General features: G+C 70.7%; 30 protein-coding genes and 1 tRNA gene. 20 read left to right on the top strand and 11 right to left on the bottom strand.

Translation table 11 applies throughout. The annotated features are described in order from the left end of the window. Positions 1-38: 38 nt before the first annotated feature. The 3 genes from BN6_RS40530 (at position 39) to BN6_RS40520 (ending at position 3,622) form a co-directional block, all read left to right on the top strand. On the top strand, positions 39-332 hold the full coding sequence (locus BN6_RS40530) for a GroES family chaperonin (RefSeq protein ID WP_051076112.1): 294 nt from the start codon (positions 39-41) through the stop codon (positions 330-332). Positions 333-411: 79 nt separating this feature from the next. Beyond that, a complete protein-coding gene (locus tag BN6_RS40525; RefSeq protein WP_015105684.1) occupies positions 412-2,760 on the top strand; it encodes a VanW family protein in 2,349 nt (782 codons plus the stop codon). Between the two features lie 73 nt (positions 2,761-2,833). After that, complete coding sequence (locus BN6_RS40520) at positions 2,834-3,622, top strand: DUF1206 domain-containing protein (protein ID WP_231904875.1); 789 nt, start codon at positions 2,834-2,836, stop codon at positions 3,620-3,622. 118 nt (positions 3,623-3,740) lie between these two features. Here BN6_RS40520 and BN6_RS40515 read toward each other — a convergent pair whose 3' ends face one another. Both BN6_RS40515 and BN6_RS40510 read right to left on the bottom strand, forming a co-directional pair. Beyond that, positions 3,741-5,579: an acyl-CoA dehydrogenase gene (locus tag BN6_RS40515; RefSeq protein WP_015105682.1), complete on the bottom strand. Its 1,839-nt coding sequence runs from the start codon at positions 5,577-5,579 to the stop codon at positions 3,741-3,743. Positions 5,580-5,693: 114 nt separating this feature from the next. Beyond that, positions 5,694-6,317 (bottom strand): response regulator transcription factor, encoded by a 624-nt coding sequence (locus BN6_RS40510; protein WP_231904873.1) that lies wholly within the window; start codon positions 6,315-6,317, stop codon positions 5,694-5,696. Between the two features lie 302 nt (positions 6,318-6,619). Between BN6_RS40510 and BN6_RS40505 the strand changes: the two genes are divergently transcribed. From BN6_RS40505 to BN6_RS40485, 6 genes are all read left to right on the top strand, one after another. Further along, the gene (locus BN6_RS40505; protein WP_041315703.1) at positions 6,620-7,000 is read left to right on the top strand and encodes a hypothetical protein; all 381 of its coding nucleotides are present in this window, start codon (positions 6,620-6,622) and stop codon (positions 6,998-7,000) included. A 14-nt stretch (positions 7,001-7,014) separates the two neighbouring features. After that, positions 7,015-7,461 (top strand): MarR family winged helix-turn-helix transcriptional regulator, encoded by a 447-nt coding sequence (locus BN6_RS40500; protein ID WP_015105679.1) that lies wholly within the window; start codon positions 7,015-7,017, stop codon positions 7,459-7,461. Beyond that, positions 7,458-7,859 (top strand): DUF5313 family protein, encoded by a 402-nt coding sequence (locus tag BN6_RS40495; RefSeq protein ID WP_015105678.1) that lies wholly within the window; start codon positions 7,458-7,460, stop codon positions 7,857-7,859. Before BN6_RS40500 ends, BN6_RS40495 begins: the two co-directional genes overlap by 4 nt. Positions 7,860-7,927: 68 nt before the next feature. Then, positions 7,928-8,095 (top strand): hypothetical protein, encoded by a 168-nt coding sequence (locus BN6_RS47230; RefSeq protein WP_015105677.1) that lies wholly within the window; start codon positions 7,928-7,930, stop codon positions 8,093-8,095. Then, positions 8,095-8,469 (top strand): type II toxin-antitoxin system death-on-curing family toxin, encoded by a 375-nt coding sequence (locus tag BN6_RS40490; protein WP_015105676.1) that lies wholly within the window; start codon positions 8,095-8,097, stop codon positions 8,467-8,469. Before BN6_RS47230 ends, BN6_RS40490 begins: the two co-directional genes overlap by 1 nt. A 41-nt stretch (positions 8,470-8,510) precedes the next feature. After that, positions 8,511-8,912 carry a hypothetical protein gene (locus BN6_RS40485; protein ID WP_148303188.1) on the top strand — a complete coding sequence of 134 codons (402 nt, stop codon included), beginning with the start codon at positions 8,511-8,513 and terminating at the stop codon, positions 8,910-8,912. Positions 8,913-8,954: 42 nt separating this feature from the next. On the opposite strand, the gene BN6_RS42810 is transcribed toward BN6_RS40485, so the two are convergent. From BN6_RS42810 to BN6_RS40470, 3 genes are all read right to left on the bottom strand, one after another. Continuing rightward, positions 8,955-9,404, bottom strand: a complete 450-nt coding sequence (locus BN6_RS42810) for a DUF4231 domain-containing protein (protein WP_158509492.1) — start codon at positions 9,402-9,404, stop codon at positions 8,955-8,957. A gap of 432 nt (positions 9,405-9,836) precedes the next feature. Continuing rightward, the gene (locus BN6_RS40475) at positions 9,837-10,412 is read right to left on the bottom strand and encodes a Uma2 family endonuclease (RefSeq protein ID WP_158509491.1); all 576 of its coding nucleotides are present in this window, start codon (positions 10,410-10,412) and stop codon (positions 9,837-9,839) included. A 375-nt stretch (positions 10,413-10,787) separates the two neighbouring features. Continuing rightward, positions 10,788-10,858, bottom strand: a tRNA-Gly gene (locus tag BN6_RS40470). Between the two features lie 38 nt (positions 10,859-10,896). Between BN6_RS40470 and dcd the strand changes: the two genes are divergently transcribed. Continuing rightward, on the top strand, positions 10,897-11,478 hold the full coding sequence (dcd, locus tag BN6_RS40465; protein WP_041319545.1) for a dCTP deaminase: 582 nt from the start codon (positions 10,897-10,899) through the stop codon (positions 11,476-11,478). Here the strand turns inward: dcd and BN6_RS40460 are convergent. Beyond that, positions 11,475-12,515, bottom strand: a complete 1,041-nt coding sequence (locus tag BN6_RS40460; protein WP_041315701.1) for a cation diffusion facilitator family transporter — start codon at positions 12,513-12,515, stop codon at positions 11,475-11,477. The two genes, dcd and BN6_RS40460, sit on opposite strands and share 4 nt — an antisense overlap. Before the next feature lie 118 nt (positions 12,516-12,633). On the opposite strand from BN6_RS40460, the gene BN6_RS40455 reads away from it, so the two are divergent. Next, positions 12,634-13,887 (top strand): hypothetical protein, encoded by a 1,254-nt coding sequence (locus tag BN6_RS40455; protein WP_041315700.1) that lies wholly within the window; start codon positions 12,634-12,636, stop codon positions 13,885-13,887. A 37-nt stretch (positions 13,888-13,924) separates the two neighbouring features. After that, complete coding sequence (locus tag BN6_RS40450; RefSeq protein WP_041315699.1) at positions 13,925-14,305, top strand: phage holin family protein; 381 nt, start codon at positions 13,925-13,927, stop codon at positions 14,303-14,305. Positions 14,306-14,420: 115 nt separating this feature from the next. On the opposite strand, the gene BN6_RS40445 is transcribed toward BN6_RS40450, so the two are convergent. Further along, entirely contained in the window at positions 14,421-16,649 is a 2,229-nt protein-coding gene (locus BN6_RS40445) for a (Fe-S)-binding protein (RefSeq protein ID WP_041319543.1), read from the bottom strand. A 130-nt stretch (positions 16,650-16,779) separates the two neighbouring features. Between BN6_RS40445 and BN6_RS40440 the strand changes: the two genes are divergently transcribed. The 4 genes from BN6_RS40440 to BN6_RS40425 all read left to right on the top strand — a co-directional run bounded on the left by BN6_RS40440 (position 16,780) and on the right by BN6_RS40425 (position 19,163). Further along, positions 16,780-17,112 carry a DMT family transporter gene (locus BN6_RS40440; protein WP_015105668.1) on the top strand — a complete coding sequence of 111 codons (333 nt, stop codon included), beginning with the start codon at positions 16,780-16,782 and terminating at the stop codon, positions 17,110-17,112. After that, the gene (locus tag BN6_RS40435; protein ID WP_041315698.1) at positions 17,093-17,632 is read left to right on the top strand and encodes a TetR/AcrR family transcriptional regulator; all 540 of its coding nucleotides are present in this window, start codon (positions 17,093-17,095) and stop codon (positions 17,630-17,632) included. The genes BN6_RS40440 and BN6_RS40435 overlap by 20 nt, the downstream gene beginning before the upstream one ends. 23 nt (positions 17,633-17,655) lie before the next feature. Continuing rightward, a complete protein-coding gene (locus BN6_RS40430; protein ID WP_015105666.1) occupies positions 17,656-18,228 on the top strand; it encodes a hypothetical protein in 573 nt (190 codons plus the stop codon). Between the two features lie 119 nt (positions 18,229-18,347). Further along, positions 18,348-19,163, top strand: coding sequence for a DUF4097 family beta strand repeat-containing protein (locus tag BN6_RS40425; protein WP_084672858.1), 816 nt, complete (start codon positions 18,348-18,350; stop codon positions 19,161-19,163). Here BN6_RS40425 and BN6_RS40420 read toward each other — a convergent pair. Next, the gene (locus BN6_RS40420; RefSeq protein ID WP_015105664.1) at positions 19,160-19,723 is read right to left on the bottom strand and encodes a DUF5655 domain-containing protein; all 564 of its coding nucleotides are present in this window, start codon (positions 19,721-19,723) and stop codon (positions 19,160-19,162) included. The two genes, BN6_RS40425 and BN6_RS40420, sit on opposite strands and share 4 nt — an antisense overlap. 168 nt (positions 19,724-19,891) lie before the next feature. On the opposite strand from BN6_RS40420, the gene dnaK reads away from it, so the two are divergent. The 4 genes from dnaK to BN6_RS40400 are packed head-to-tail and all read left to right on the top strand — an operon-like array spanning position 19,892 to position 24,040. After that, positions 19,892-21,751, top strand: a complete 1,860-nt coding sequence (gene dnaK / locus BN6_RS40415; RefSeq protein WP_015105663.1) for a molecular chaperone DnaK — start codon at positions 19,892-19,894, stop codon at positions 21,749-21,751. Further along, positions 21,748-22,428 carry a nucleotide exchange factor GrpE gene (gene grpE / locus BN6_RS40410; protein WP_015105662.1) on the top strand — a complete coding sequence of 227 codons (681 nt, stop codon included), beginning with the start codon at positions 21,748-21,750 and terminating at the stop codon, positions 22,426-22,428. Before dnaK ends, grpE begins: the two co-directional genes overlap by 4 nt. 17 nt (positions 22,429-22,445) lie before the next feature. After that, the gene (dnaJ, locus tag BN6_RS40405) at positions 22,446-23,615 is read left to right on the top strand and encodes a molecular chaperone DnaJ (RefSeq protein WP_015105661.1); all 1,170 of its coding nucleotides are present in this window, start codon (positions 22,446-22,448) and stop codon (positions 23,613-23,615) included. Next, a complete protein-coding gene (locus BN6_RS40400; RefSeq protein ID WP_015105660.1) occupies positions 23,612-24,040 on the top strand; it encodes a heat shock protein transcriptional repressor HspR in 429 nt (142 codons plus the stop codon). Before dnaJ ends, BN6_RS40400 begins: the two co-directional genes overlap by 4 nt. Positions 24,041-24,216: 176 nt before the next feature. Here BN6_RS40400 and BN6_RS40395 read toward each other — a convergent pair whose 3' ends face one another. From BN6_RS40395 to BN6_RS40385, 3 genes are all read right to left on the bottom strand, one after another. Then, complete coding sequence (locus BN6_RS40395) at positions 24,217-25,320, bottom strand: FAD-binding oxidoreductase (RefSeq protein ID WP_015105659.1); 1,104 nt, start codon at positions 25,318-25,320, stop codon at positions 24,217-24,219. A gap of 496 nt (positions 25,321-25,816) precedes the next feature. Beyond that, entirely contained in the window at positions 25,817-26,197 is a 381-nt protein-coding gene (locus BN6_RS47225; protein WP_015105658.1) for a VOC family protein, read from the bottom strand. 49 nt (positions 26,198-26,246) lie between these two features. Next, positions 26,247-26,624 carry a VOC family protein gene (locus BN6_RS40385; protein WP_041315697.1) on the bottom strand — a complete coding sequence of 126 codons (378 nt, stop codon included), beginning with the start codon at positions 26,622-26,624 and terminating at the stop codon, positions 26,247-26,249. Positions 26,625-26,742: the final 118 nt, after the last annotated feature.

Here is a 26,742-nt window from a genome sequence, read left to right as displayed (position 1 = left end):
AGACTCTGCTGGTGCCCGATGTCAAGCTTGAGATCCAGATGCTGCACGACCGCGTCATGGTGCGGATCTCGCCGGAGGACGGTGAGCGCCGCAGCAGCGGCGGCATCGTGATCCCGGCGACCGCGCAGATGGCCAAGCGTCTGGCCTGGGGCGACGTCCACGGCGTCGGTACGAACGTGCGGCACGTGAAGGTCGGCGACCGGGTGCTGTTCAACCCGGAGGACCAGTACGAGGTCGAGGTGCAGGGTTCGACCTACCTCGTGCTGCGGGAGCGGGACGTGCACGCGATCGCGAGCGAGCGGTCGGACCACGGAACCGGCCTTTACCTCTGATCGACCCAGAAGTGATCGACGCGTGACGCCGGTCGGGTAAGCAGTCCCGGGAACTTGCGGATAGGCAAGAGGGGGAGCGGTGCCGGAGAACCAGCGACCGGAGTACGACGCTGAGCGGACGAGGGCCTTCGAGCCCGTCCGCCCGTCGGGCACCGCTTCGGAGCGCACGACGCAGATCGCCGCGTCCTCGGTGCAGGAGGCCGCCTGGCCGACCGAGGACGCCTGGCCGCAGGAGGAGCCGGACGAGCCCACCGGGCCGTCGGCCGCGCCGACGGTCCGCACCGTGCCGCCGTCGGACGCGACCCGGATCCTGTCCGACGAGTCGACCCGCAACCTCACGCCGCCGGCCGAGACGAGCGCGCACCAGCCGACCCCGCCCGCCGAGCCCGCGCGCCTGGCCGAGCCGGCCCGGCCCGCGGTCCCGCCCGCCGAGGAGACCCGCGCGATCCCGGCGGTCGACGCCACCCGCGCGTTCGCCGCCGGCCAGATCCCCGCAGGTCAGAACCCCGCAAATCAGGGCCCCACCGGCCAGAACCCCGCAGGTCAAGGCCCCGCAAGTCAGGCCCCGGCCGGCCAGGTGCCCGCCGAGAGGTCGCCGGTCGGCAACCCGCGCAACCCGAAGCCGTCGGAGGAGACCACGGTCTTCGCCACGCCGGTGTCCGAGCCCGAGGCGACCGTGCTCGGCCCGGTGATGGTTGACGAGCAGACCGACGCCGAGGAGACCGACCAGCGCCGCAAGAGCCGCCGCAAGCTGATCATCGTCGCGGCGAGCGTGCTCGGCTTCCTGGCCGTGCTCTACGGCGCCGACATCGCGCTGTCCAGCGGGAACGTGCCGCGCGGCGTGAGCGTGGCCGGCGTGGACGTCGGCGGGCTCAGCCACAGCGCCGCCGAGCAGAAGCTGCGCGACCAGATCGGCCCGCGGCTGGCCCAGCCGGTGAAGACCCAGGCCGGCGACGTGGCCACCGAGTTCGACCCGAAGTCCGCCGGGCTGGAACTGGACTGGAACGCCACCCTGGACCGCGCCGGCGACCAGCCGCTGTCCCCGGTCACCCGGGTGACCTCGTTCTTCACCTCCCGCGAGGTCGGCATCGCGACCAGCAGCGACAGCGCCAAGCTGACCGCCGCGCTGGAGGCGCTGCGCGCCAAGACCGACCACGACCCGGCCGAGGGCACCATCCGCTTCGAGGGCGCGAACGCCGTCGCGGTCGACCCGAAGCAGGGCCAGAAGCTCGACGTGCCGGCCGCGTCGGAGAAGCTGCTGGCGTCCTGGGCCGACGGCGGGACGATCGACCTGCCGGTCGGCACCACCCCGGTGAAGACCACCAAGGAAGGCGTCGCGAAGGCGCTCGACGAGGTCGGCAAGCCGGCCGTCGCCGCGCCGGTGGTGATCAAGGGCGAGGGCAAGGACGCGACCCTGACGCCCGAGCAGCTGGCCACCACCCTGGCGTTCGAGCCCGCCGAGGACGGCGGGCTGACCGCCAAGGTGGACAACAACAAGGTGGTCGAGGCCGCCGGCCCGCAGCTCAAGGCCACCGAGAAGGAGGGCAAGGACGCCGAGATCGTGTTCGACGGCGGCCGGCCCACCGTGAAGGAGTCGGTGGACGGCCTGGGCGTGGACTGGGAGAAGTCCCTGGCGACCTTCCTCGACGTGCTCAAGAGCGCGGACAAGCGCGAGATCAAGGCGGAGTACAAGCACACGCCCGCCAAGGTCACCACCGAGCAGGCGAACAAGATGGGCATCAAGGAGGTCGTCGGCGAGTTCCAGACCGGCGGCTTCGCCGGCGACTCGGGCACCAACATCCGGGTCGTCGCGGAGAAGGTGAACGGCGCGATCGTGAAGCCCGGCGAGACCTTCTCGCTCAACGAGTACACCGGCCCGCGCGGCACCGCGCAGGGCTACGTCGAGGCGGGCATCATCGAGAACGGCGCGCCGGGCCGGGCGGTCGGCGGCGGCATCTCGCAGTTCGCCACCACGCTGTACAACGCGGGCTACCACGCGGGCATGAAGGACGCGGGCCACAAGGAGCACAGCTACTGGATCTCGCGCTACCCGGCCGGCCGCGAGGCCACGGTGTTCATGGACGGCGCGGGCAACAGCCTGATCGACATCAAGTTCACCAACCCGGACGACACGGGCATCGCGATCCAGACCATCTGGACGCCGTCCACGATCAAGATCGTCCTGTGGGGCACCAAGAACTACGACGTCAGCGGCTCCACCAGCGAGCAGTCGAACTTCACCGACCCGCAGGAGATCAAGAAGAGCACCACGCCGTGCGTGGCCAGCGCCGGCGCGCGGGGCTTCACGGTCACCGACACCCGGACGATCAAGGACCGCCGCACCGGCCAGTCCCGCTCGGAGTCCAACACGGTGCGCTACGACCCGTCGCCGAAGATCGTCTGCGAGGCCCCGCCGCCCGCCGGCTAGTCCGGGGTTTCCCGCCGGCTCCGGTTGGGGCTGGTCACGAGCGGGTAGTCACCCGATCGTGAACGTGCATGAGGTGAGACGCCACCCGGCCGTGCAGGTCTTCGGCCGGGCGGGAATGGTGTGCTACGGGCTGGTGCACGTGCTGCTGGCGGTGTTGACCGCGCAGGTCGTGCTCGGTGACAGCGGCGAGCGGGCCGACCAGAAGGGCGCGGTCGCGACCCTCGCGCAGACCGGCTTCGGGCCGGTGCTGCTGTGGGTCGTGGGGATCGGGCTGTTCGCGTTCGCCGCGTGGCAGCTGGTGATGGCCGTGTCCGGCTACCAGTGGGTGCCGGCGGGGCGCAAGCGGATCGTCCGCCGGCTGGGGTCGGCGGGCCGCGCGATCACCGGCGTCGCGATCGGCGTCGCGGCCGTCGGGTACGCGGCCGGGCAGTCGCAGTCCGGCTCGAACGAGCAGCCGCAGTCGTGGACGGCCAAGGTGCTCGCGCTGCCGCTGGGCCAGGTCCTGGTCGGGATCGTGGCGCTGGCCGTGATCGCGCTCGGCGTGGCCATCGCGCGCAAGGGCGTCAAGAAGAAGTTCGAGGACGACCTCGACATGTCCGACCTGCCCGCCGGCACCCGGACCTGGGTCGAGCGGCTGGGCCGGATCGGCTGGGTCGGCAAGGGCATCTCGTACGGCCTGATCGGGATCCTGGTCGGGTTCGCGGCGATCAACGCCGACCCGTCGGAGTCCGGCGGCCTGGACAAGGCGCTGCACACGTTGGCCGCGCAGCCTTACGGCGTGTTCCTGCTGGCCGTGATCGCGTTCGGCTTCCTCGGTTTCGGCGCGTACTGCTTCGCCGCCGCCAAGGCGCACAAGGTCTGACCGCAGCGGGTCCGACGCCCACGAATGTCGTGGGGCGCACCCGGGTCGTGACACGAGGAAGGGCGGCACCCACCGGGGGTGCCGCCCTTCCGCCGTGAACCGGGTCGTCGCGTCCGGATCAGAACGCGGCTTCGTCCACGTCCATCAGCGAGTTGTCGGTGGTCTCCGCGATCTTGCGGCGGGCGGAGAGCTCCGGCAGCACGGACCTGGCGAAGAACGACGCCACCGCGACCTTGCCCTCGTAGAACGCCTTGTCCCGGGCGGAGACCTGGCCGTCGAGCTTGGCCAGCGCCACCTCGGCCTGGCGCAGCAGCAGCCAGCCCACCAGCACGTCGCCGGCGGTCATCAGCAGCCGGACGGTGTTCTGGCCGACCTTGTACAGGTTGCGGACGTCCTCCTGCGACGTGGTCAGGTAGCCGACCAGCGCGCCGAGCATCCCCTGGAGGTCTTCCAGGCCCTGCTTGAGCAGCGCCCGCTCCTCCTTGAGCCGGCCGTTGCCGCCCTCGTTGTCGAGGAACTTCTGGATCTCGCCGTTGAGGAACCCGAGCGCCTGGCCCTTGTCCCGGATGATCTTGCGGAAGAAGAAGTCCAGCGACTGGATCGCGGTGGTGCCCTCGTACAGCGAGTCGATCTTGGAGTCCCGGATGTACTGCTCGATCGGGTACTCCTGCAGGAAGCCCGAACCGCCCAGCGTCTGCAACGACTGCGCGAGCTGCTCGTAGGCCCGCTCCGAGCCGACGCCCTTGACGATCGGCAGCAGCAGGTCGTTGACCTTCTCGGCCAGTTCCTTGCCCTCGCCGCCCAGGGCGATCCGGTCCTGGAACGTCGCCGTGTACAGGTACACCGCGCGCAGGCCCTCGGCGTACGCCTTCTGCAACATCAGCGAACGCCGCACGTCCGGGTGGTGCGTGATGGGCACGCGGGGCGCGGTCTTGTCCGTCATCCGGGTCAGGTCGGCGCTCTGCACCCGCTCCTTGGCGTAGGACAGCGCGTTCAGGTAGCCGGTGGACAGCGTGCCGATGGCCTTGGTGCCGACCATCATCCGGGCGTACTCGATGACCTGGAACATCTGCGCGATGCCGTCGTGCACCTCGCCCAGCAGCCAGCCCCTGGCGGGTGTGCCGTGCTGGCCGAAGGTGAGCTCGCAGGTCGTGGAGACCTTGAGGCCCATCTTGTGCTCGACGTTGGTCACGAAGGCGCCGTTGCGCTCGCCGGTCGACTCGCCGGTCTCCGGGTCGAAGTGCCACTTGGGCACCAGGAACAGCGACAGGCCCTTGGTGCCGGCCTTCGCCTCGATGCCGGGGCCCTCGGGCCGCGCCAGCACCAGGTGCATGATGTTCTCGGTCAGGTCCTGGTCACCCGAGGTGATGAACCGCTTGACGCCGTCGAGGTGCCACGAGCCGTCCTCCTGGAGCACGGCCCTGGTGCGGCCCGCGCCCACGTCGGAGCCGGCGTCGGGCTCGGTGAGCACCATGGTGGCGCCCCAGCCGCGCTCGATCATCAGCTCGGCCCACTTCTGCTGCGCCTCGGTGCCGTTGCGGTGCACGACCGTCGCGAAGTTGGGGCCCGCCAGGTACATGTAGACGGCCGGGTTCGCGCCCAGGATCAGCTCCGACGCCGCCCACTGCACCGACGGCGGGATGCCGAAGCCGCCCAGGTCGTTGGGCAGCGACAGGCGGTACCACTCGCCGTCCCAGAGGGCCTGGTAGGACCGCTTGAAGGACTCGGGCAGCGTGGCCGAGTGCGTCTTCGGGTCGAACACCGGCGGGTTGCGGTCGGCGTCGGCGAAGGACTCCGCCAGCGGACCCACGGCGAGGTTGTTCAGCTCGGCGAGCACGCCGCGCGCGGTGTCCTCGTCCGCCTGCTCGAACGGCCCCGTGCCGAGGTGGTCCTGCACGTTGAAGACCTCGAACAGGTTGAATTCGAGGTCCCGGACGTTGCTCTTGTAGTGACCCATCTCGTCTCACTCCATGAAGGTCGGGGCTGTCCCCTACTGACCGGTAACAACAGGGTATTACCTGTCAGTAACCCCGGCAAGGCCGACCACCCGGTTGTGGCGCACGAGACGAGGTCACTTCATGTTGCTGCTGAGCAGTCCCGCCTGGTAGGCGAGCGAGACGGCGTGCGTCCGGTCCCGCGCGCGGAGTTTGCGCAAGATGTTCTTCACGTGCGTGCGGACGGTCTCCACCGAGACGTACAGCTCGTTGGCCACCGCCTGGTTCTCCAAGCCGTCGGCGATGAGCTGGAGCACCTCGTACTCGCGCCGGGACAGCGCGCGGCGCGACCCGGCCTCGGCGGTCGGCGTGAAGCCGGCGGCCAGCGGCGCGAGCGTCGGGTCCAGGTACATCCGCTCCTGGTGGCCGCGCACGATCGCCTGGAGCACCTCGCCGATCTCGCCGGCCCGGGGCACCATCCCGCGCACGCCGGCGGCCAGCGCGGCGCGCACGTACTTCGCCGTCCGGTGCGGCTCGCGGACCAGCGAGATCACCAGCAGCTGCGGGTCGTTGCCGACCAGCAGGGTCGCCAGGTGGCCCTGCGGGTCGAGCACCGAATCGATCAGCAGCACGTCCGGCCGCAGCCGTTCGTGCAGGCGGACGGCCGTGTGCAGGTGCCCGGTCGAGCCGAGCCAGTGCAGCCCCGGTGTTCGTCGCACGACGGCCGAGAGGCCCTCGCGGAACAGCGGTATGGGGTCCACCAGCGCGATTCCCGGCCCCGAGACATGCCGACCTGCGCCCGCCGCGGACGACGGACGCGCGTTGACACCGGTTCGCATGTGGGTAGGAGTCGCGAAACGCGAGGACATGACGGAGTTTCGCGGAAAAACTTTGGGTATGCGTCGCCCGCGCACGCCGGGGGCCCTCGACCGGGCCGCACGGGACGTCTTCGGCACCGACGACAGCCGGGTGGACTTCGGCCTGCCGAGGCCGAATGCGCCGCCCGATCCGTGTGTGCAGCGTCATGGGGCTTGTCCGGCCCGGTCGCCGCACAGTGGAGGGCATGGGTTCCTGGGTGCCGCGGGACGAGACCGAGTCGGCCGCCGGGTGGCGCCTGTGGCTGGCGTTGAGCACGCGGGTGTGGCCGGACGGGGAGTGGGACGGCACGCCCGCGTCCGCCGTGGCCAGGTTGCAGGAGGTCGTGCGGGCGTGCAACGCGATCCGGTCGGCGTGCCCCGCTGACGCGCCGGTGTCGCGGCTGGTCGACTCGGTGGTGTTCGTGGTGAGCCTGCCGCTGGAGCTGTGGCGGGACGACCGGGAGCCGGTCGACGCGGACCGCGCGGCCCTGCTGCACGGTGACCTGGCGGGTGTCGTCGAGCACGCCGCAGGCGTGCGGGCCGTGCTGGCGTCGGGTGGGGGCTGGGCGGAGCTGGAGTCGCGGTAGTACTGTGTGCACTAATGATTAGTACACAAACTTTCGAGGGCGATCCGCTGGCCCTGGACCGGCAGGTCTGCTTCGCGCTCTCCATCGCGTCCCGGAACGTGGTGGCCCTCTACCGGCCGCTGCTGGAGCCCATGGGGCTCACCCACCCCCAGTACCTGGTGATGCTGGCGCTGTGGGGCAGCGAACCGCTGTCGGTGAAAGAGCTGGCCGGACTGCTCGCGCTGGAGCCCGCGACCCTGTCGCCGCTGCTCAAGCGGCTGGAGTCGATCGGGTACGTGACCCGCGGCCGGGCGTCGTCGGACGAGCGGCAACTGGCCGTGGCGTTGACCGAGGAGGGCGCGGCGTTGCGCGAACAGGCGTTGGCCATCCCCCCGGCCGTGGTCGAGCGGCTCGGGATGACACTGGCCGAACTGGAAGACCTGCACCGAGTGCTGACCCGAGTGATCGCGGCGACCTCATGACCAGCCCCCCGATCCCGCTGCGGGCCTGGTACCTGGTCGGCGGCCGCCTGCCGCTGAAGTACCGCGAGTGGGTCTTCCACCAGGCCACCAAGCGGACGTGGCTGGCGTGGTTCGTGGTGCGGGCGTTCCTCCAGGTCCTCCCGCTGACGGTGGTCATCGCCCTGGCCCTGGTGTGGGGCCTGGACTCCCCCCTGCCCCTGGCCGTGGCCTGCGGCTCCCTGGGCCTGGTGGTCGGCGTGTACTTCGCGGTCTCGTACGCGATCGAGTCCACCGACCACCGCATGACCAAGTACGGCTACCCCAGAGCGTCGGCCAGCACGTTCCGAAAAGCCCGCAACACCGAGTCCGACCAGGAACGCGAACGCCGCTACAACGAGGCGTGGCGCAGCGGCGAGTGAGGTCGGGAAACGACTTTCGGCGACCCTGTCGACCTGCGAAGCTCTCGCGGTCCGCGAAGGAGGGACCGATGACCGAGCCCGCGATCGTGCCCGCCGCGGACCGCCGTGCCGCCCGCGACCTGCTGCCCGCCCGCGACCTGACCCGCCCCGGCCCGGCTCCGCTGTCCCTGGCCGAAGCCGCCGCGAAGATCGACGCCGAGTACCGCGCGGCCTTGAAGCTCCTGGGCGAGATCTGATGGCCGACTGGAGGTACCTGACCTCCGCCGAGCTCATCGAGCTGTCACGCCCCCACGGCGCCGGCCCGGTGATCAAGCCGGAAGGGTTGGAGTCCGCCGTCGCCGCGCCCGCCCGGACGTTCGGCGGCGACGAGCTGTACCCGGACGTCGCAGACAAGGCCGCGGCCCTGGCCTACGGGGTCGTGAAGGTGCACCACCCGTTCATGGACGGGAACAAGCGCACGGCGGCCATCGGCATGCTGACGTTCTGCTACGTCAACGGCTTCGTCCCGATGATCACCCAGTCGGAGCTGGTGGCGCTGATCGTGCTCGCGGCCAGGGGTGACGCGGACCAGGCGGCGATGGCCGGGTTCGTGCGCGATCGCCTGTCGTAGCCGGCCTTGGTGCGGCGGGCGAGCCGGACGATCATGGGGACGTGACCCGTGAGTCGAAGTTGGCTGCCGCACGTAAGGCGGTCCACGCCGCGCGCCGTGCGTCGGACCGTCCGTGGTGGGTCAAGCGTGCGCTGACGGCAGTCGTGCGGGCTCCGCTGGTCGCGGGGCGTGCGGTCGGCGGGTTCCTCGTGGAGGTCTTCGGTGACCTGGCCGTCGTGCTGTTCGCGTGGGCACAACTCCTGGCCGTCGGTCTGCTGCTCTGGTGGGGCCTGACCACCGCGCCGGTCGTGACGGTCGGGGTTGTGGTGGTGGTGATCGCCGTCCTGGCCCGGGGCAGGGTGGTGCTCAAGCGTGAGGAGCCGCGCGGCCCGTTCGACCGGTTCACCGCCGGCGCGTACACCTGGCTGAAGCTCTGGGGAGCCGCTCTGCTGCCCGCGCTCTGAACTTGGGGCGACGATCGAGAAGTCCGCCGCTCCGGTACCCGATCACGAGGACTCGGGCGAGCGTGGGGCGTCAGTGGTCACCTCTCGGCGCGCCACCCACTTCTGACGTTCGTCGAATGCGATTTGTTCGACAGTTTGCACGAGCTTCCGGTCCGAATCGGGGTCGTCGTAAGGGGCGGCCCCGATGGTGTAAAGATTCACCTCGCGCTCGATCGTGTAACGCACATTCGTTCTGGCCAGCCAGTTCTCCTTCCACTGGAACAGCGGGCGCAGCGCGCTCGACGCGACCACCGTCGCCCCGAGCAGCGCAGTCGCCAGGTCCAGTTCGGTCAGCAGGGCCACCGGCGGAATCGCCGCTGCCGCAAGGATCGACGTGACCTCCAGTAAGCCGTGCCGGCGACGGGCCCGCTTCGCGGCGTCCACGTACGCCGCCCACGTCCTGACGACGCTCGGCGGAAGCGGCTTGCCGTTGGGGCTCGCCGTCTCGTCCAACCACGTGGTGTCTACCCCGGTCCTGCGGCGCAGTGGCATTCTGTCCTCGGCTTGATCGCGCGAAATGAGGCCCGCATCTTGGCGCACCAAGAGCGCCGTGTCACCCCTGCCGCCATGGACCCATTCCACTCGCCTGTGGCATAGGCGCACCGGCCGTCCATGACGGACCGCGCGGAGTCCAGGACGACATAGCCAACGGCCCGTCGACCGCCGGCCTGGGCGCGATACCGGGCGGTGGGGCTCGTGCCACGATGGGCCCGGGACACCCGCCGGGGTGGCGAGTGCCGGAGCGGGGATCGGGACCCGGATCACGACGAAGGCCCAGATCGTTGACTCTGACCTGGGCCTTCGCGCTACGAGCGGGTGACGGAATCGAACCCGCCGTTACAGCCCAGGAAGCCTGGGGGGTGTCACCACAGAGTTCTGTCGCGATTACGAACCGGGGCGGCGTGAGCCGATCAGGTCGGCGGGGTCGACCGTCACGGTCATCCCACCGGGGACGTCCGCCGTCCCGGTGGCACCGGCTCGGAGCGTCGCCACCTCCACGTACACGTCTTGGTCCAACCGGTAGCAGTAGATGATCGGACCATCTACGCCTCCGATTTCGACCCGCCAGAAGGCAGGGACCCCCGCTGCGGCGAACGCGGCGGGCTTCTCCAGCCGATCGCGACGTGCCGTGGACGGGCTGACCACCTCGACCGCGAGCGCGACCAATTCCACGGCGACCGTGGGGGTCTCCACCAACTCCGTGCAGACAACCAGGTCCGGGATGTAGCCCAGCCCTGGTGCGATGCGCACGCCGACCGCTGTCACAGCCTCCATGCCGCCGTCCGCGACTGCGTCATCCAGCAGTCGGCACAGCCGATCCGCGACACGTTGGTGGGCCACGGCTGGGGCGGCGTTCACCACGAACCGCCCGTCGACCAGTTCGACGCGGTGGCCTTCCGCAGGCTCAAGGCGCTCCCAATCGTCCAACGTGTAGCCGGCCAAGCGGCGTGCACTGGTCATGGTCTCGGCCTCCGGAACAACTGGGCGACGCGCGTTGAGGAGGACCCGTTGACCTGCGTTGTGGATCATACCGAGCAGGTCCCGCTCCGGCGGGACGGCGTATCCCGCTCGACTCCGTCATCAGGGCGGATCACCCCCGCTCGCGCGGGGAAGACTGTGCACAACCGTATCCCAGTCCGGGGTCCGGAGTCGTGCGATGTGCGCGCGACGCTGTCGTCATCGGGGCGGCGATCTCGCTTCCGGTCCGCGACCTTCCGGGGTTGCCGCAGTGCGCGGGGGTTTCGCCGGGTACCAGGACGCGGAGCGCTCTCGGCTCGCGCGCGGGACATGACAAAGGCCCAGGTCGTCGACTCTGACCTGGGCCTTCGCGCTACGAGCGGGTGACGGGAATCGAACCCGCCTCTACAGCTTGGGAAGCTGTCGTTCTACCAATGAACTACACCCGCGTGCGGTGCGGGTCCGATCATACACATAGGCTGTGGTCGTGTTGTTGAGTGACCGCGATCTACGCAAAGAGGTCGACTCGGGCCGCCTCGTGCTGGAGCCGTTCGACGACGTCATGGTGCAGCCGTCCAGCATCGACGTCCGACTCGACCGGTTCTTCCGGGTGTTCAACAACACCCGGTACACGCACATCGACCCGTCGATCCAGCAGGACGACCTGACCTCCCTCGTGGAGCCGCAGGACGGCGAGCCGTTCGTGCTGCACCCCGGCGAGTTCGTGCTCGGGTCGACGTTCGAGCTGGTCACGTTGCCCGACGACCTGGCGGGTCGGTTGGAGGGCAAGTCGTCGTTGGGGCGGCTCGGGTTGCTCACGCACTCGACGGCCGGGTTCATCGACCCCGGGTTCTCCGGGCACATCACGCTGGAACTGTCGAACGTGGCCAACCTGCCGATCACGCTCTGGCCCGGCATGAAGATCGGGCAGCTGTGCCTGTTCCGGCTCAGCTCCGCCGCCGAGTTCCCGTACGGCTCGGCGCAGGCCGGGTCGCGCTACCAGGGGCAGCGCGGGCCGACGCCCTCGCGCGCCCACCTCAACTTCCACCGCAGCGACACCCGGCGCTAGCGCCCGTCCGGGGCTGGCGCGTCCGAGGACCGGAAGACGTCGCCGTACCTGGCCAGGACGCGTTCGCGCAGGTGCGGGTCCGTCCTGGGCACCGGCTCCAGGAAGACCTCGTCCAAGTCCGACCACCTGGCCCGCAGTTCGCCGTCGATCCGCACGCACGCCCGCTCCAGGTCGGCCGCGGACAGGGCGTCGTCGAAGTCCAGCCGCGCGCACAGCAGCACCCGGTCGGTGCCCACGGCCATCGTCAGCAGGTCCACCACCTGCTCCACCTCGGGCACCTCGCGCAGGTAGTCCCACACCGCCTTGACCAGCTTCGGGTCCGCCTGACGGCCGATCAGCAGGCCCCGGTTGGTGCCCGCGAGGACGTACGCGCAGAACGCCAGCAGCACGCCGATCAGCAGCGACGCCACGCCGTCCCACACCGACGACCCCGTCAGGTCGTGCAGGCCCAGCCCGCCGAACGCGAGCAGCAGGCCGACCAGCGCGGCCGAGTCCTCGAAGAACACCGTCTTCACGGTCGGGTCGTCGGACATCCGCAGGAACGCCACGACCGACCGGCCCTCCTCCCGGGCGCCGCGCCGGACCTGCCGGAACGCCTGGGTGAACGACACCGACTCCAGCGCGAACGCGATCGCCAGCACCAGGTAGCCGACGCCGGGGCTGGTCTGCTCGGTCGGCTCGCCGAACACCGTGTGCACGCCCTCGTAGAACGCGAACACCGCGCCCGAGACGAAGATCGACACCGCAGCGAGCAGCGACCAGAAGAACCGGTCCTTGCCGTAGCCGAACGGGTGCCGGCGGTCCGCCGGCCGTTCGGACCTCCGCAGCGCGGTGAGCAGCAGGCCCTCGGTGAACGTGTCGGCCACGGAGTGCCCGGCTTCGGCGAGCATCGCGGCCGATCCGGTGATCACGCCGGCGATCGCCTTCATGATCGCGATGGCCAGGTTCACCGCCAGGGCCAGCAGCACGGTGAGCGTGCTCTCGCCGCCCTTGGCCGTCTCGGCCGCGGACGTCTCCGCAGCGCCCGTGGATGTCATGGTCCGACCGTAGGACCACCGACCGCCGGGCGCGCGCCACGCGTGTGATCCAGATCTCGAAACATCACCTGATGGGTGGCCGATAGCCCCGCATACGGCGATTTCCGGGGGACGACAAGTGAAGAACGCACGTTGGGCGGCCGGCTGCGCGGCCGCCCTCGCGGTGCTGCTGCCGGGCCTGGCCCAGGCGCAGGACGACACGACCTCGATCACCGGTCTGGTGTGGTTCGACCGCAACGAGAACGGCGTGGTGGACGCCGGTGAGCCGCCGCTGGCGAACGGTCGCGCGGTGCGCGTGTTCAACGCTGCCACCAAGGAGTTCATCGGCGAGTTCGGCACCGACGGCACCGGCCGCTACCGGGCGGACCTGCCCGACGTCCCGCTGGCGATCTACAACCACAACACCGACGTGTACCGGGCGACCACGACCTCCTCGTTCTTCCCGGAGGAGGCCGGCGGCACGTTCGACTTCGGGATCAAGGGCGCGACGGTCTGGGGCTACAGCTTCTGGGACGTCGACGGCGACGGCGTGAAGCAGGACGGCGAGCGCGCCCTCCCGCAACCCGGCACCGGCCGGACCTACGCCGTGAGCGGTCCCGTCACGCTCACCGCCGACCACCCCGGCCCGGACGGGGTGCAGCGCGTGCACGACGTCCCGGACGGCGAGTTCACCTTCTCCCCGGGCACGCCCGGCGCGGCCGAAAACCTGCTCCTGGTCGACCCGACGACCGGGCACGACGTCCCCGCGGACCGCCGGATCACCGTCGCGGGCGGGCAGGACGTGCGGGTCGACGCGCGTTACTTCGAGGCGGTGCACGACGCGGCGGCCGGTCCGCTCACCGTCACGCCGGACGGCCCGGCGCGGGTCGGTGACCTGCTGGAAGTCGTGGTGCCGCTGGAGAACCGGGGCACCGTGCCGGTGCGGATCGGGCTGGCGCCGGTGTCGCGGCTGGCGGTCTCGGGTGTCGTGGGCGCGGTGCCGTGGCAGGGGGTCTGGCGGACCGCCGACGCCGTGCCAGCCGGTGGCCGGGTCGAGGTGACGGTCACGGTGAAGCTGACCGAGCCGCTGGACGAGGTGCGCTTCCGGGTGGTCACCGAGGAGCCCGACGCGGACCGGGCGAACGACGAGTCGGCCGCGAAGGTAGTCGTGATCACGCCGACGACGACGCCCACGACGCCGCCGCCGGCGACCACGACGCCGACGACCACGACAGCGGGAACCACCACGACGAGCGCGACGGCGGTGGTCGTGCCGTCGCCGGGCGGTCTGGCCGGGACCGGTGCGTCGCCGGGGCCGTTCCTGCTGATCGGCGGGCTGCTGGTGGGTGGCGGCGGGGTGGCCTGGTTCGCGGCGCGCAGGCGTCGCGCCTGACCCGGTCGGAGCACGGTCAGCGACTAGCCTGCGCGGCATGGGCTTTCTGGTGCAGGTGTTGCTGACCGCGGTGGCGGTCTGGGTCTCCACGATCATCCCCGGCATCGACCTGGGTGACGGCTCGACACCGGCCAAGGTCGGCACGCTGCTCGGCGTGGCGCTGCTGTTCGGGCTCGTCAACGCGGTCGTCAAGCCGGTGGTGAAGTTCTTCGGCTGCGTGTTCTACATCGTCACGCTCGGCCTGATCGGGCTCGTGGTCAACGGCCTGATGTTCTGGCTCACAGGCTGGATGGCCGAGCGTCTCGGGCTGCCGTTCCAGGTCACCGGCTTCTGGCCGGCGTTCTGGGGCGCGATCATCGTGGCCCTGACCAGCTGGGTGCTCAACCTGGTCTACGACCGGATCGCGGACAACGACTGACCCGCGCGACCGGGCCGTGCACGACTGACCCGCACGACTGACCCGCGCGACCGGGCCGTGCAACGACCGAGGCCCCTCCGCGACGGCGGAGGGGCCTCGGTGGTCTTTCAGCCGGTCACGCGTCGGCGGCCTCCGGCTCGGCGGCCGGCGAGTCCTGGCCGCGGCGCACGGCGGTGAGCAGGAGCTGCGCCACGTCCACGACCTCGACGTGCGCGCCCGCCTGGCCCTCGTTCTGCCGGGCGGTCACGCCGTCGGTGAGCATCACGCGGCAGAACGGGCAGCCGGTGGCGATCTTCGACGGCGCGGTGCCCAGGGCCTCGTCCACGCGGTCGACGTTGATGCGCTTGCCGATCCGCTCCTCCATCCACATCCGCGCGCCGCCCGCGCCGCAGCACATGGACTGGTCGCCGTGCCGGGGCATCTCGCGCAGGTTCGCGCCGGACGCGCCGACCAGCTCGCGCGGTGCCTCGTAGACCTTGTTGTGCCGGCCCAGGTAGCACGGGTCGTGGTAGGTCACGTCCTCGGTGACCTCGGCGACCGGCACCAGCCGGCGCTCGCGCACCAGGCGGTTGAGCAGCTGGGTGTGGTGCACGACCTCGAACTGGCCGCCCACCTGCGGGTACTCGTTGGCCAGGGTGTTGAAGCAGTGCGCGCAGGTCACCACGATCTTGCGGCGGCCGGCTTCCCGGCCCTCGAAGACGGTGTTGAGCACCTCGACGTTCTGCTGGGCGAGCATCTGGAACAGGAACTCGTTGCCCGCGCGCCGCGCCGGGTCGCCGGTGCAGGTCTCCTCCGGGCCGAGCACGGTGTAGGAGACGCCCGCGGTGTGCAGCAGCTCGGCCACCGCGCGGGTGGTCTTCTTGGCCCGGTCCTCGAACGCGCCCGCGCAGCCGACCCAGAACAGGTACTCGGTGTCGCCCAGCTCGCCGTCGAACACCGGCACGTCGAAGCCCAGGCCGTCGGTCCACGCGAGGCGGTCCTTGGCGTTCTGGCCCCACGGGTTGCCCTTGTTCTCCAGGTTCTTGAACATGCCGCCCAGCTCGGACGGGAAGTTCGACTCGATCAGCACCTGGTAGCGGCGCATGTCGACGATGTGGTCGACGTGCTCGATGTCCACCGGGCACTGCTCGACGCACGCGCCGCACGTGGTGCAGGACCACAGCACCTCGGGGTCGATGACGCCCAGCTCCGCCGCGCCGGCGACCAGCGGGCGCTCGGCCTCGGCCATCGCCAGCACGTCGACGGACTCCAGGCGCTTCTGGTAGTCCGCGTACTTGTCCTCGGTCAGGCCGACCTCGTCGCCCGCCATGTCCTTGCTGCCGCCGGCGAGCAGGTAGGGGGCCTTGGCGAAGGCGTGGTCGCGCAGCTGGGTGATGACCAGCTTGGGCGACAGCGGCTTGCCGGTGTTCCACGCCGGGCACTGGGACTGGCAGCGGCCGCACTCGGTGCAGGTGCTGAAGTCCAGCCAGCCCTTCCAGGTGAAGTCCTCCACCTTGCCGACGCCGAACGTGTCCTCGTCCGGGTCGGCCTCTTCGAGGTCGAGGACCTTGCCGCCGCTCATCATCGGCCGCAGCGCGCCGAGGGCGACGCCGCCGTCGTCCTCGCGCTTGAAGTAGATGTTGAAGAACGCGCTGAAGCGGTGCCAGGCCACGCCCATGGTCAGGTTCCGGGCGACGACCACCAGCCAGGCCATGGCCGACAGCAGCTTGACGATCGCCATGATCGAGACCCAGTCCGGGTTCGCCGGCAGCAGGTGGCTCAGCGGCAGCGTCACGAACGACGACCACAGCGGCATCTCCTCCAGGCCGGAGGACAGCTTGAACGCCTTCACGCCGAGGATGCCCAGACCCTCGATGATCACGACCGCTTCCACGAAGTAGGCGGCCTTGAAGCTCGAGCCCGCGAACCGGGACACCCGGTCGGCGCGGCGCGGGTGGTTGAGCTGGCGGATGACCGCGAGGGCCACGCCGCCGACCACCGTGCCGAGGCCGAGCAGCTCGACCACCAGGCCCCACACCGGCCACGAGCCGATGACCGGCCAGTGGAACGACGGCTGGAAGACCTCGCCGTAGGCCTCGAACAGCGCCGCGGAGCCGATCAGGAAGCCCCACATCACCATCCAGTGCCAGGGCGCGACCTTGCGGAGCTTGGCCATCCGGGTGTGCGCGACGAACTCCACGACCAAGGTGCGCAGCCGCGGCCAGAACGGGCCGTTGCGCGTCGCGTCCGGCTGGCCCAGTCGGATGATCTTGATCATCCGGACCACGCCGGCCACGAACAGACCCCAGGCGTACACGCTGACGGCGACGCCGACGGCGCCGAGGGTGAGCTGGAGGGCTCCCATGTGGTGGCGGCCTTTCTCGTCCGGTCTCCTGGGTGGGCACATTACGCCCGACTACTCGCGGGTAACCACCTGAGCGTGGCCGATCACATAAACTAGTGGGACACCTGTACAACTAGTTGGAGGCTCACCGGTGGTCTACCTGCTGCTCGCGCTGGCGATCGTCGGCGAGGTCGCGGCGACGGTGTCGCTCAAGCTCTCCGAGGGGTTCACCAAGCCGTGGCCGGTCGTCGTGGTGGTCGTCGGCTACCTCGTCGCGTTCACCTCGCTCGGGTTCGTGCTCAAGCTCGGCATGCCGATCGGCGTCGCCTACGCGATCTGGTGCGCGTTCGGGATCGCCGCCGTCGCGACCATCGGCGTGGTGCTGTTCGGCGAGCAGCTCAACCCGCTGATGGTCGGCGGCCTGGTGCTGGTCGTCCTGGGTGTCGTGGCGATCGAGCTGGGCAGTGGCCAGACCACCGGCTGACGGGCGGCGGGCGCGCGGCGAGCGCCGGCGGCGGGAACTGCTCGCGGCCACGCTGCGGGTGATCGAGCGCGAGGGCGTCTCGGGCGTCTCGCACCGGTCCGTGGCACGGGAAGCCGGCGTGCCGGTGTCGTCGTCCACCTACTACTACGCGACCCTGGACGACCTGCTGATCGCGACCCTCACGTGGTCCGCGCGCGAGATGGCGCTCGGCTTCGGCGCGGTGAAGCCCACGCCGGGCTCGGTGGCCCGGTTCCTGGCCGAGGCGGTCGGGCCGCACCGCGGCCGCACGCTCGCCGAGTACGAGCTCTACCTGCTCGCCGCCCGGCGCCCGGAGCTGCGGCCCGCGGCCCGGCGGTGGATCACGTTGCTGTCGTCGGTGTTCGGCACCATGCAGCCGGCCGCGTTCCTCGGGTTCGTGGCGGCGTTGGACGGGCTGCTGATCCAGGGGTTGATCGCGGATTTCCCCCCAACGGCCGAACAGTTGGAGCCGGTCGTGTCCCTTCTGATGCCTCCGCGATGACCTTTGCGCGGGACACTGGGCGCATGAGGTTCGCCGGACGTGAGTCGTGGCAGGTGTCGCACGGGACGAATCAGTCGGTCAACACCGCGCTGTTCCTCCGGGACACGCTGGCGCTCTCGGTCGACACCGTGCCGGAGCTGCCTGGACTGGACCCGTCGGTCCCGGTGTCGGTGCCACCCGGCGTGGACCGGGCGGGCGCGGCCGAGGAGTGGCTCGGGTGGTGGGCCGACGTGCTCGACCACGCCCGGACCGAGCAGGCCACGCCGACGCCGGCCGACCCGGACGGGCCGTCGCTGACCGTCCGGCCGTGCCTGCGGGCGGCGGTGATCGCGCTGCGCGGCCCCGCCGCGGAGTACGAGCGGCTGCACACCGGCCGGTCGCCGGGCGCGCTGCCGATCGGCGAGGTGGTGCGCGGCGTGGAGAACCGGATCGGGCGGTACGTCAAGCCGTTCCGGCTCACCATCACGGTGGTCCCGGTGCAGGGCCTGGTGTGGGAGCGGATGACCGGGACGCACGTCATCGCCTCGGACCGGTTCCTCAACGACCCGGCCCGGTGCGCGCCCGCGCTGCGCGCCGTCGTGGAGGACCTGGCCTGACCCGCCGGACGGGCCGCGCGCGCCGGGTCCGCTGACAAACGGGGTAGGGACAACCCCCGTATCCGCTCGGGGGCTTCCCCCGTGGGCTTGGTAGCCCCTGAGCCCCTAGCTTTAGGTCAATGACCTTGATGCCTGAGGGGGCAGTGGTGGTGAAGCGGCTCGCGTTGGCGTCCGTCGCGGCGGTACTCGTCGCGGGAACGCTGTCGTCCTGTGTGCGGCTCGTCGAGAACAGCTCCAGTGACACGTCGGACATCACCGACGGGGTCGCCACCGTCCGCATCCAGAACGGCGCGGGCAACGTCCGGGTGCGCAGCGCCGAGGGCGCGTCGGGCACCCAGGTCGTCCGGAAGCTGGAGTACCCGAAGGACGCCGACAAGCCGACCGGTGCGACGCACCGCCTGGAGGGCGACGTGCTCGTCCTCGACGGCTGCGGCAGCCGGTGCACGGCCAGCTACGAGGTCACCGTCCCGTCCAAGGACGTCAAGGTCACCGGCGAGAACAGCTCCGGCGACGTGGCCCTGGAGGGTGTCGCGAGCGTGGACGCCACCTTCGGGTCGGGCAACACGACCCTGCGCGACGTCGCCGGCGCGGTGAACGTGAAGAACAGCTCGGGCGACCTGGTCGCCTCGGACATCGGCGGCGCGTTCACCGGCAAGCTCGGCTCGGGCAACACGCGGCTGTCGAAGATGCGCGGCCCGGTGGTGGTCGACGACGGCTCCGGCGACGTCGACATCGAGCTGGCCTCCCCGCAGTCGGTGAACGCGAGTGCGGGCTCCGGCAACCTCACCGTCCGGGTGCCGCAGGGCTCCTACAAGGTCGACGCGGACGCGGGCACCGGCGACAAGAACCTCAACGGCGTCAAGAACGACCCGGGCGCGTCGGTGGAGCTGGTGCTCCGCACGGACAGCGGCGACCTGACGCTGCGCACCGCCTAGGCGTTCTGCTCGTACGCGGCGCGCAGCAGCGCCTCCACCGCACCGTCCACCTGGTCGGCCCCGGTCATCGACACCTTGTGCGTCGACTGGCCGGGGCCGCCGGGCGTGAGGCGGTCGGAGACGGGCGGTTCGGTGAACCGCAGGCCCAGGTCGACCCGGCCGGCCAGCGCCTGGACCGCCGCGAACTGCCGGCCCCGGACGAACGGCACGTAGGTCGCGCGGCCCTCCACGCGCACGTCCTCGCCCAGTGCGAGCGCGAGCACCGCGACCCGGTCGTACACGGGTCGTAGGTCCTGCTTGCGTCCCGTGTACTGGGAGTCGACGTACTCGGCGATCGTCGGCTCCACCCAGCCCGCCCGCCGGGCGGCGGCGTCGGCGATCACCCACTGCGTGTTCTGCTTCACGCCGTGGGTGTCGCGCAGCCACGCGCGGACGGCCTTCCGGTCGAGCGGGTCCACCTCCGACGCGGTCACGAGGTCGAGCCACTCCTCCAGCGTGCGGCCGGTGCGGTCGAGCACCGAGCCGGTCACGGCGGCCGTCATGTCGCCTGGCGAGTCCATGTCCGCAGTGTCCCGGATCACGCCCCGACGGGAACACCGGACGCTCGCCGCTCGTTGGACGAGCAGAAAGGTTGAGTCGATTGGACTCAAGTCCGCCGAACCTGGCAAACTTGAGCCGACGCCGCTCAATGCGGGGCTCACACACACGTACTACCAGGAGGAATCCCAATGGCGCGAGCGGTCGGCATCGACCTGGGGACGACCAACTCCGTCGTCGCGGTTCTCGAAGGTGGCGAGCCGACGGTGATCGCCAACTCCGAGGGGTCGCGGACCACCCCGTCCATCGTCGCCTTCGCCAAGAACGGCGAGGTGCTCACCGGTCAGCCCGCCAAGAACCAGGCGGTGACCAACGTCGACCGGACCATCCGGTCGGTCAAGCGGCACATCGGCACGAACTGGGCGACCGAGGAGATCGACGGCAAGAAGTACACGCCGCAGGAGATCAGCGCGCGTGTCCTGATGAAGCTCAAGCGCGACGCCGAGGCGTACCTGGGCGAGGAGATCACCGACGCGGTGATCACCGTCCCGGCCTACTTCGAGGACGCGCAGCGGCAGGCCACCAAGGAGGCCGGCCAGATCGCGGGCCTCAACGTGCTGCGGATCGTCAACGAGCCCACCTCCGCCGCCCTGGCCTACGGCCTGGACAAGGGCGAGAAGGAGCAGACCATCCTGGTCTTCGACCTCGGTGGCGGCACGTTCGACGTCTCGCTGCTGGAGCTGGGCGACGGCGTGGTCGAGGTGCGCGCGACCTCGGGTGACAACCACCTGGGCGGCGACGACTGGGACCAGCGGATCGTCGACTGGCTGGTCGAGCGCTTCAAGCAGTCCAGCGGCATCGACCTGACCAAGGACAAGATGGCGCTGCAGCGGATCCGCGAGGCCGCCGAGAAGGCCAAGATCGAGCTGTCCAGCTCGAACAACGCCACCATCAACCTGCCCTACATCACCGTCGACGCGGACAAGAACCCGCTGTTCCTCGACGAGACGCTGTCCCGCGCCGAGTTCCAGCGGATCACCAACGACCTGCTGGAGCGCACCCGCGCGCCGTTCAACAACGTGATCAAGGACGCCAACATCTCGGTCGGCGACATCGACCACGTGGTGCTGGTCGGCGGTTCCACCCGGATGCCGGCGGTGGCCGAGCTGGTCAAGGAGCTGACCGGCGGGCGCGAGCCGAACAAGGGCGTGAACCCGGACGAGGTCGTCGCGGTCGGCGCGGCGCTCCAGGCCGGTGTCCTCAAGGGCGAGGTCAAGGACGTCCTGCTGCTCGACGTCACCCCGCTGTCCCTGGGCATCGAGACCAAGGGCGGCGTGATGACCAAGCTCATCGAGCGCAACACGACCATCCCGACCAAGCGGTCCGAGATCTTCACCACGGCCGACGACAACCAGCCGTCGGTGCAGATCCAGGTGTTCCAGGGCGAGCGCGACTTCGCCTCGGACAACAAGAAGCTCGGCATGTTCGAGCTGACCGGCCTGCCGCCCGCCCCGCGCGGCGTCCCGCAGATCGAGGTCACCTTCGACATCGACGCGAACGGCATCGTGCACGTGTCCGCGAAGGACATGGGCACCGGCAAGGAACAGCGGATGACGATCACCGGCGGCTCGGCGCTGCCGAAGGACGACATCGACCGGATGATCAAGGACGCCGAGGCGCACGCCGAGGAGGACAAGCGCCGCCGCGACGAGGCCGAGGTCCGCAACCAGGCCGAGACGCTGGTCTACCAGACCGACAAGGTGCTCAAGGAGAACGACGAGAAGATCCCGGCCGAGGTCAAGGACAAGGTCAAGGCCGCGCTGGACGAGACCACCGAGGCCCTGAAGGGCACCGACATCGCCAAGGTCCGCTCCGCGGTGGAGAAGCTCGCCACCGAGTCGCAGGCCATCGGCCAGTCCCTCTACGCCAACACCGGTTCCGCCCCGACCGCCGACGCCCCGACGGGTGACGCGCCGGGCGCGGCCGGCCCGAAGGCCGACGACGTGGTGGACGCCGAGATCGTGGACGAGGACGAGGACAAGAAGAAGTGACCCAGTCGGAAGAGCAGCCGCACGTGGTGGTCAACGACCGCCGCCGCATCGACCCGGAGACGGGCGAGGTGCGTCCTCCCGCGGCGGAGGACGCCCCGGCTCCCGCTTCCGACACCGCCGAGGCCGAGGAGGGTGGCCGGCACGCCGCCCCCGAGGCCGAGGTGGTCGACGCCGAGATCGACCCCGGGCCCGGTGAGCCCGGCGGCGACCAGGCCGCCGAGCTCAAGGCCCAGCTCGACGAGCGCACCGCCGACCTCCAGCGGTTGACCGCCGAGTACGCCAACTACCGCAAGCGCGTCGAGCGCGACCGGGAACTGGTGGTCAACACGGCCAAGGCGAACGTCGCTGGCGAACTGCTGGGCGTGCTGGACGACATCGAGCGGGCGGGAGCGCACGGCGACCTGACCGGCGCGTTCAAGGCGGTGGCCGACAAGCTGGTCGGCGCTCTGAGCGGCACCGGCCTGGAGCCGTTCGGGCACGAGGGCGAGGCCTTCGACCCGTCGGTGCACGAGGCCGTCCAGCACGGCACGTCCCCGGACGTGACCGGCCCGACGGTGACCGCCGTGCTCCGGCGCGGCTACCGGTTCGGCGAGCGCGTGCTGCGGCCCGCGCTGGTCGCGGTGACCGACTACGAGCCGGCCGCCGAAGCGGCGTCCGAACAGCAGCAGCAGGACTGAAGGGGAGGGGGCGTCCGGTGAGTGCACGGGATTGGATCGACAAGGACTTCTACCGGGAGCTGGGCGTCTCCTCCGACGCCTCGGCCGACGAGATCAAGAAGTCGTACCGGAAGCTGGCCCGGGAGCTGCACCCCGACGCCAACCCCGGTGACGCCAAGGCCGAGGCGCGCTTCAAAGCGGTGTCCGAGGCCTACGGCGTGCTCTCGGACGCCGCGAAGCGCAAGCAGTACGACGAGGCCCGCCGCCTGTTCTCGGGCGGCGGGGGCTTTCCCGGCGGGTTCGGCCAGGGCGGCGGCTTCGACGTCGGCGACCTGTTCAACCGCCAGCAGCAGGCCGGCGGCGCGGGCGGTGGGCTCGGCGACCTGCTCGGCGGCCTGTTCAACCGGCGCGGCGGCGGCCCGACGGCGTCGGCCACCCGGCCGCGCCGCGGCGAGGACGTCGAGACCGACGTCCGGATCGACTTCACCGAGGCGGTCAAGGGCGCGACGGTGCCGATGCGGCTGTCCAGCCCGGCGACCTGCTCGACGTGCTCGGGGTCCGGCGCGCGGCCGGGCACCTCGCCGCGCACCTGCCCGAACTGCGGCGGGGCCGGCCTGGTCACCCGCAACCAGGGCGCGTTCGCGTTCTCCGAGCCGTGCGCGGACTGCCGGGGCACCGGCCGGATCATCGACGACCCGTGCCCGGACTGCGGCGGCGAGGGGGTCAGCACCAAGACCCGCACGCTGACCATCCGGATCCCGGCGGGCGTGGACGACGGCCAGCGGATCCGGCTGGCCGGGCAGGGCGAGCCGGGGCGCAACAAGGGGCCGCACGGCGACCTCTACGTGCGCGTGCACGTCAACCCGGACCCGCTGTTCGGCCGGTCGGGCAACAACCTGACCGTGACCGTGCCGGTGACCTTCCCCGAACTGGCGCTGGGCACCACGTTGACCGTGCCCACGCTGGAGGGCAAGGTGACTCTGAAGGTGGCCGCGGGCACGGCGTCGGGTCAGGTGCTGCGCGCCAAGGGCAAGGGCATCGCCAAGCGGGACGGGCAGGTCGGCGACCTGCTGATCACGTTGCAGGTGGCGGTGCCGAACAACATGGACGCCGCCGCGCGCGAGGCGCTGGAGGCGTACGCGTCGGCAACCGCCCAGCACGACCCGAGGGCGGACCTCAACGCCTTGGTGGAGAAGAGGTCGACATGACGTTCCCGTTCCCACCGGGCACTGACGAGGACACCCCGTTCTTCGTCATCTCGGTGGCGGCGCAGCTGTCCGGTCTGCACGCGCAGACCTTGCGGGCCTACGACCGGATGGGCCTGGTGTCGCCGGGCCGCACGTCCGGCGGCGGCCGGCGGTACTCGATGCGCGACATCGTGGTGCTGCGCGAGGTGCAGCGGCTCTCCCAGGAGGAGGGCGTCAACCTGGCGGGCATCAAGCGGATCATCGAGCTGGAGAACGAGGTCGGCGCGCTGCGCTCGCACGTGGCCGAGCTGACCGAGCAGCTGGCCTCCGCGCTGGCCGCCGCCGAGCACGCGGCCGCGTCGGTGCACGCCTCGCTGCGCCGCGACCTGGTCCCGGTGCGCCACGAGACCGCCCTGGTGGTCTGGAAGCCCAACCGGCAGCGCTGAGCGCGCCCACGAGACACCTGGCACCGTCCCGGCACCCGCCGGCCGGTGCCTTCGTCGTTCCGGGCACGTGCCCGGCCGCGCGGACCGCTTCGAGTACTGCCTGCCGCCCGCTCGGTCTGCCACACCGCGCCGACCCCCTCCGCCCCCGGCCCGCACGCCGGTCGGCGGAGTCGGGGTCAGTCCAGGGTGAACGGGTCGTACTTGATCCGGTCCAGCGGCGTGCCGGCGACGAGCATCCGGGACACGGTGGCCCGGATCATCGACGGGGAGCCGCAGACCAGCACGTCCCGCTCCTCCCACGCCCCGTAGCGGGTGACGACGTCGGCCAGGGTGCCCTGCTCCACGCCGCGCGCGCCGGGGTCGGACTCCAGCACCGGCACGACGGTCAGCCACGGGTTGCTCGCCGCGACGCGCTGGAGGTTGTCCAGGTCGTAGAGGTCCTCGCGGGTGCGCCCGCCGACGAACAGGTGCACGCGGGGGTTCTCGCCCCACTGCGCCATCTCGTCGATGATCGCGTGCATCGGCGCGACGCCCGTGCCGCCGGCGACCATGAGCACGTCGTTGCCGGACTTGCGGTCGACGTGCAGCCGGCCCATCGGCGGCCCGATCCGCCACACGTCACCCGGTTGGGTGTGTCCGACCACCGACCGGCTGACCCAGCCGCCTTCGACGGACCGGATGTGGAACTCGATGATGCCGTCGTCGCGCGGGGCGTTGGCGGGCGAGAAGTACCGCCACAGCCGGGCCCGTTGCGGCGTCTCGACGCTCACGTACTGGCCCGCGCGGTACCCGACCGGGTGATCCGGCTGGAGGCGCACGACCGCCAGGTCCCAGCTCACCCGCTGGTGCTCCAGCACGGTCGCGTGCCAGTAGGCCGGGCCGTCGTCGGCGGCCGCCGCCTCCTGCATGGCGCGCGCCATGATCGTGTACGCCTCGGCCCAGGCCAGTTCGACCTGCGGCGTCCAGGCGGTGCCGGCGAACTTCTTCACGGCCGCGAGCAGCGCGGTGCCGACCGACTCGTAGTGGACGTTGACCACGCCGAACTTCCGGTGGTCACGGCCCAGTTGGCGGAGGAACGGGATCAGGTCGTCCGGCCGGTCCACCATCTGCACGACGTGGACCAGCGCCCGCAGCAGCCTGCTCCGCTGCACCTCCATGTTCGCGGGGAACATCTCGCGGGTGGCCGGTGCGAGGCTGAACAGCATTCCGTAGAAGAACTTGGCGACCTCTTCGGAGCGCGGCTCCACGACCGCGAAGCTCTCCCGGATCATCCGCACCATTGCGGTGACACCCGGAGGAGGTTCTCGGTGAGGAGGGCTCGGGATGGGGCTCAACACAGCGTTCGCAGTCATGGTCCGGGCGCAGTCTCCACGTTTCTGGCGGCGCCAGCAAGGCGCTACGTCCTCGTCAAGCTTCCATCCCCGACGAGGGGAGGCTAACCCGTCAACTGGCCGGTTGACTCCTTGATGCCACCTTCGAGTGCAGTGGGGTTACCCAAGGTCACCATACGTTCCGACCTTCGGATGAACATTCCAGGCGACCGGTACCGAGTTGGCCGAATGCTCTCCACTGTGCGGCGATCAGTCCGCAGACCTGGTGTTTCGGCGGAACGGCCCCCGCCCCGCCGCGGCGGCGGGACGGGGGTCTCACCCGGCCGGCGGCTGGTCTTCCGCACCGGTGCGGTGGGCCGCGATCGCCTGTGGATTCACACCTGGGGATTGTGGACAACTGCCCCCGTCGTGTGGACAACCGGTTGCGACATGTGGGTGACCCGGCTCAGGAGGTCGCGGCCCGCTCGGCCGCGCTGCGCTCCACGCAGAACTCGTTGCCCTCCGGGTCGCCCAGCACGACCCAGCCGGTGCCGTCCGGGCGGCGCTGGTCGTCCACCAGGGTGGCGCCGATGCCCAGCAGCCGCCGCACCTCCTCGTCCCGGGTGGAGTCGGGTTGGACGTCGAGGTGCACCCGGTTCCTGACCACCTTCTCCCCCGGGACCCGGGTGAACAGCAGGCTCGGGCCGGCCGGCAGCCAGACGTGCGTCTCCGGGTCGCCCGGCAGGTCCTCGTCGGCCATGGGCCGCCCGGTGACCTGGCTCCAGAACGTCGCCAGGGCGTAGGGGTCGCGGCAGTGGAAGGTGATGCTGTGCACGAGTGAGCTCATGCCCCGAATGATCGTGATCCGGACACCCTGGCGCACCGGAGTTTCGGGCTCAGCCGCCGTAGGGCACGGTCAGGATCTCCAGCCGGTGACCGTTCGGGTCCTCGAAGTAGACGCCCCGGCCGCCGTCGTTGGTGTTGATCTCACCGGCCCGCCGCTGGTAGGGGTCGGCCCAGTAGGTCAGGCCGCGCTCGCGGACCCGGCCGAAGATCTGGTCGAACTCGGCGTCGGAGACCAGGAACGCGTAGTGCTGGGGCGTGATCTCCTCCTCGGCGGCCATGACGTCCAGGGAGACCTCGTTGGCGGTCTCCACGCACAGGAAGGGCCCGAACGGGACGGCGGGGGCGAACCCGAAGACCTCCACCAGGAAGTCCGCGGTCGCGCGGGCGTCGTGAGCGGAAACGATGGTGTGGTTCAGCTTCACGGTCATGTCACGCACGGTAAGACTTCGAGCAAGGTGGAGGTCAAGGCGTGGCCTACGACACACCGGATCGGCTAGGTTGAGCGGAACCGGCTCAACTTTTCTGACGTTGAGCGGGATGGCGGCC

Source organism: Saccharothrix espanaensis DSM 44229, from assembly GCF_000328705.1.
In the GTDB taxonomy this organism is placed as follows: Bacteria; Actinomycetota; Actinomycetes; order Mycobacteriales; family Pseudonocardiaceae; genus Actinosynnema; species Actinosynnema espanaense.
Note: the sequence above shows the minus strand (reverse complement) of the source record. Positions and strands in the feature narration are given on the sequence as shown.

Bases quoted from the DNA above. Each gene is read 5' to 3' on its own strand.
- BN6_RS40425 (WP_084672858.1), top strand. From the start codon at position 18,348: ATGACCTTGATGCCTGAGGGGGCAGTGGTGGTGAAGCGGCTCGCGTTG.
- dnaK (WP_015105663.1), top strand. From the start codon at position 19,892: ATGGCGCGAGCGGTCGGCATCGACCTGGGGACGACCAACTCCGTCGTC.
- BN6_RS40490 (WP_015105676.1), top strand. From the start codon at position 8,095: ATGGCCGACTGGAGGTACCTGACCTCCGCCGAGCTCATCGAGCTGTCA.
- BN6_RS40400 (WP_015105660.1), top strand. From the start codon at position 23,612: ATGACGTTCCCGTTCCCACCGGGCACTGACGAGGACACCCCGTTCTTC.
- BN6_RS40430 (WP_015105666.1), top strand. From the start codon at position 17,656: ATGAGGTTCGCCGGACGTGAGTCGTGGCAGGTGTCGCACGGGACGAAT.
- BN6_RS40420 (WP_015105664.1), bottom strand. From the start codon at position 19,723: ATGGACTCGCCAGGCGACATGACGGCCGCCGTGACCGGCTCGGTGCTC.
- BN6_RS40505 (WP_041315703.1), top strand. From the start codon at position 6,620: ATGGGTTCCTGGGTGCCGCGGGACGAGACCGAGTCGGCCGCCGGGTGG.
- BN6_RS40460 (WP_041315701.1), bottom strand. From the start codon at position 12,515: ATGACATCCACGGGCGCTGCGGAGACGTCCGCGGCCGAGACGGCCAAG.
- BN6_RS40475 (WP_158509491.1), bottom strand. From the start codon at position 10,412: ATGACCAGTGCACGCCGCTTGGCCGGCTACACGTTGGACGATTGGGAG.
- BN6_RS40395 (WP_015105659.1), bottom strand. From the start codon at position 25,320: ATGGTGCGGATGATCCGGGAGAGCTTCGCGGTCGTGGAGCCGCGCTCC.
- BN6_RS40385 (WP_041315697.1), bottom strand. From the start codon at position 26,624: ATGACCGTGAAGCTGAACCACACCATCGTTTCCGCTCACGACGCCCGC.
- BN6_RS40495 (WP_015105678.1), top strand. From the start codon at position 7,458: ATGACCAGCCCCCCGATCCCGCTGCGGGCCTGGTACCTGGTCGGCGGC.
- BN6_RS47230 (WP_015105677.1), top strand. From the start codon at position 7,928: ATGACCGAGCCCGCGATCGTGCCCGCCGCGGACCGCCGTGCCGCCCGC.
- BN6_RS47225 (WP_015105658.1), bottom strand. From the start codon at position 26,197: ATGAGCTCACTCGTGCACAGCATCACCTTCCACTGCCGCGACCCCTAC.
- BN6_RS40500 (WP_015105679.1), top strand. From the start codon at position 7,015: ATGATTAGTACACAAACTTTCGAGGGCGATCCGCTGGCCCTGGACCGG.
- BN6_RS40515 (WP_015105682.1), bottom strand. From the start codon at position 5,579: ATGGGTCACTACAAGAGCAACGTCCGGGACCTCGAATTCAACCTGTTC.
- BN6_RS40450 (WP_041315699.1), top strand. From the start codon at position 13,925: ATGGGCTTTCTGGTGCAGGTGTTGCTGACCGCGGTGGCGGTCTGGGTC.
- BN6_RS40530 (WP_051076112.1), top strand. From the start codon at position 39: ATGCTGCACGACCGCGTCATGGTGCGGATCTCGCCGGAGGACGGTGAG.
- BN6_RS40445 (WP_041319543.1), bottom strand. From the start codon at position 16,649: ATGGGAGCCCTCCAGCTCACCCTCGGCGCCGTCGGCGTCGCCGTCAGC.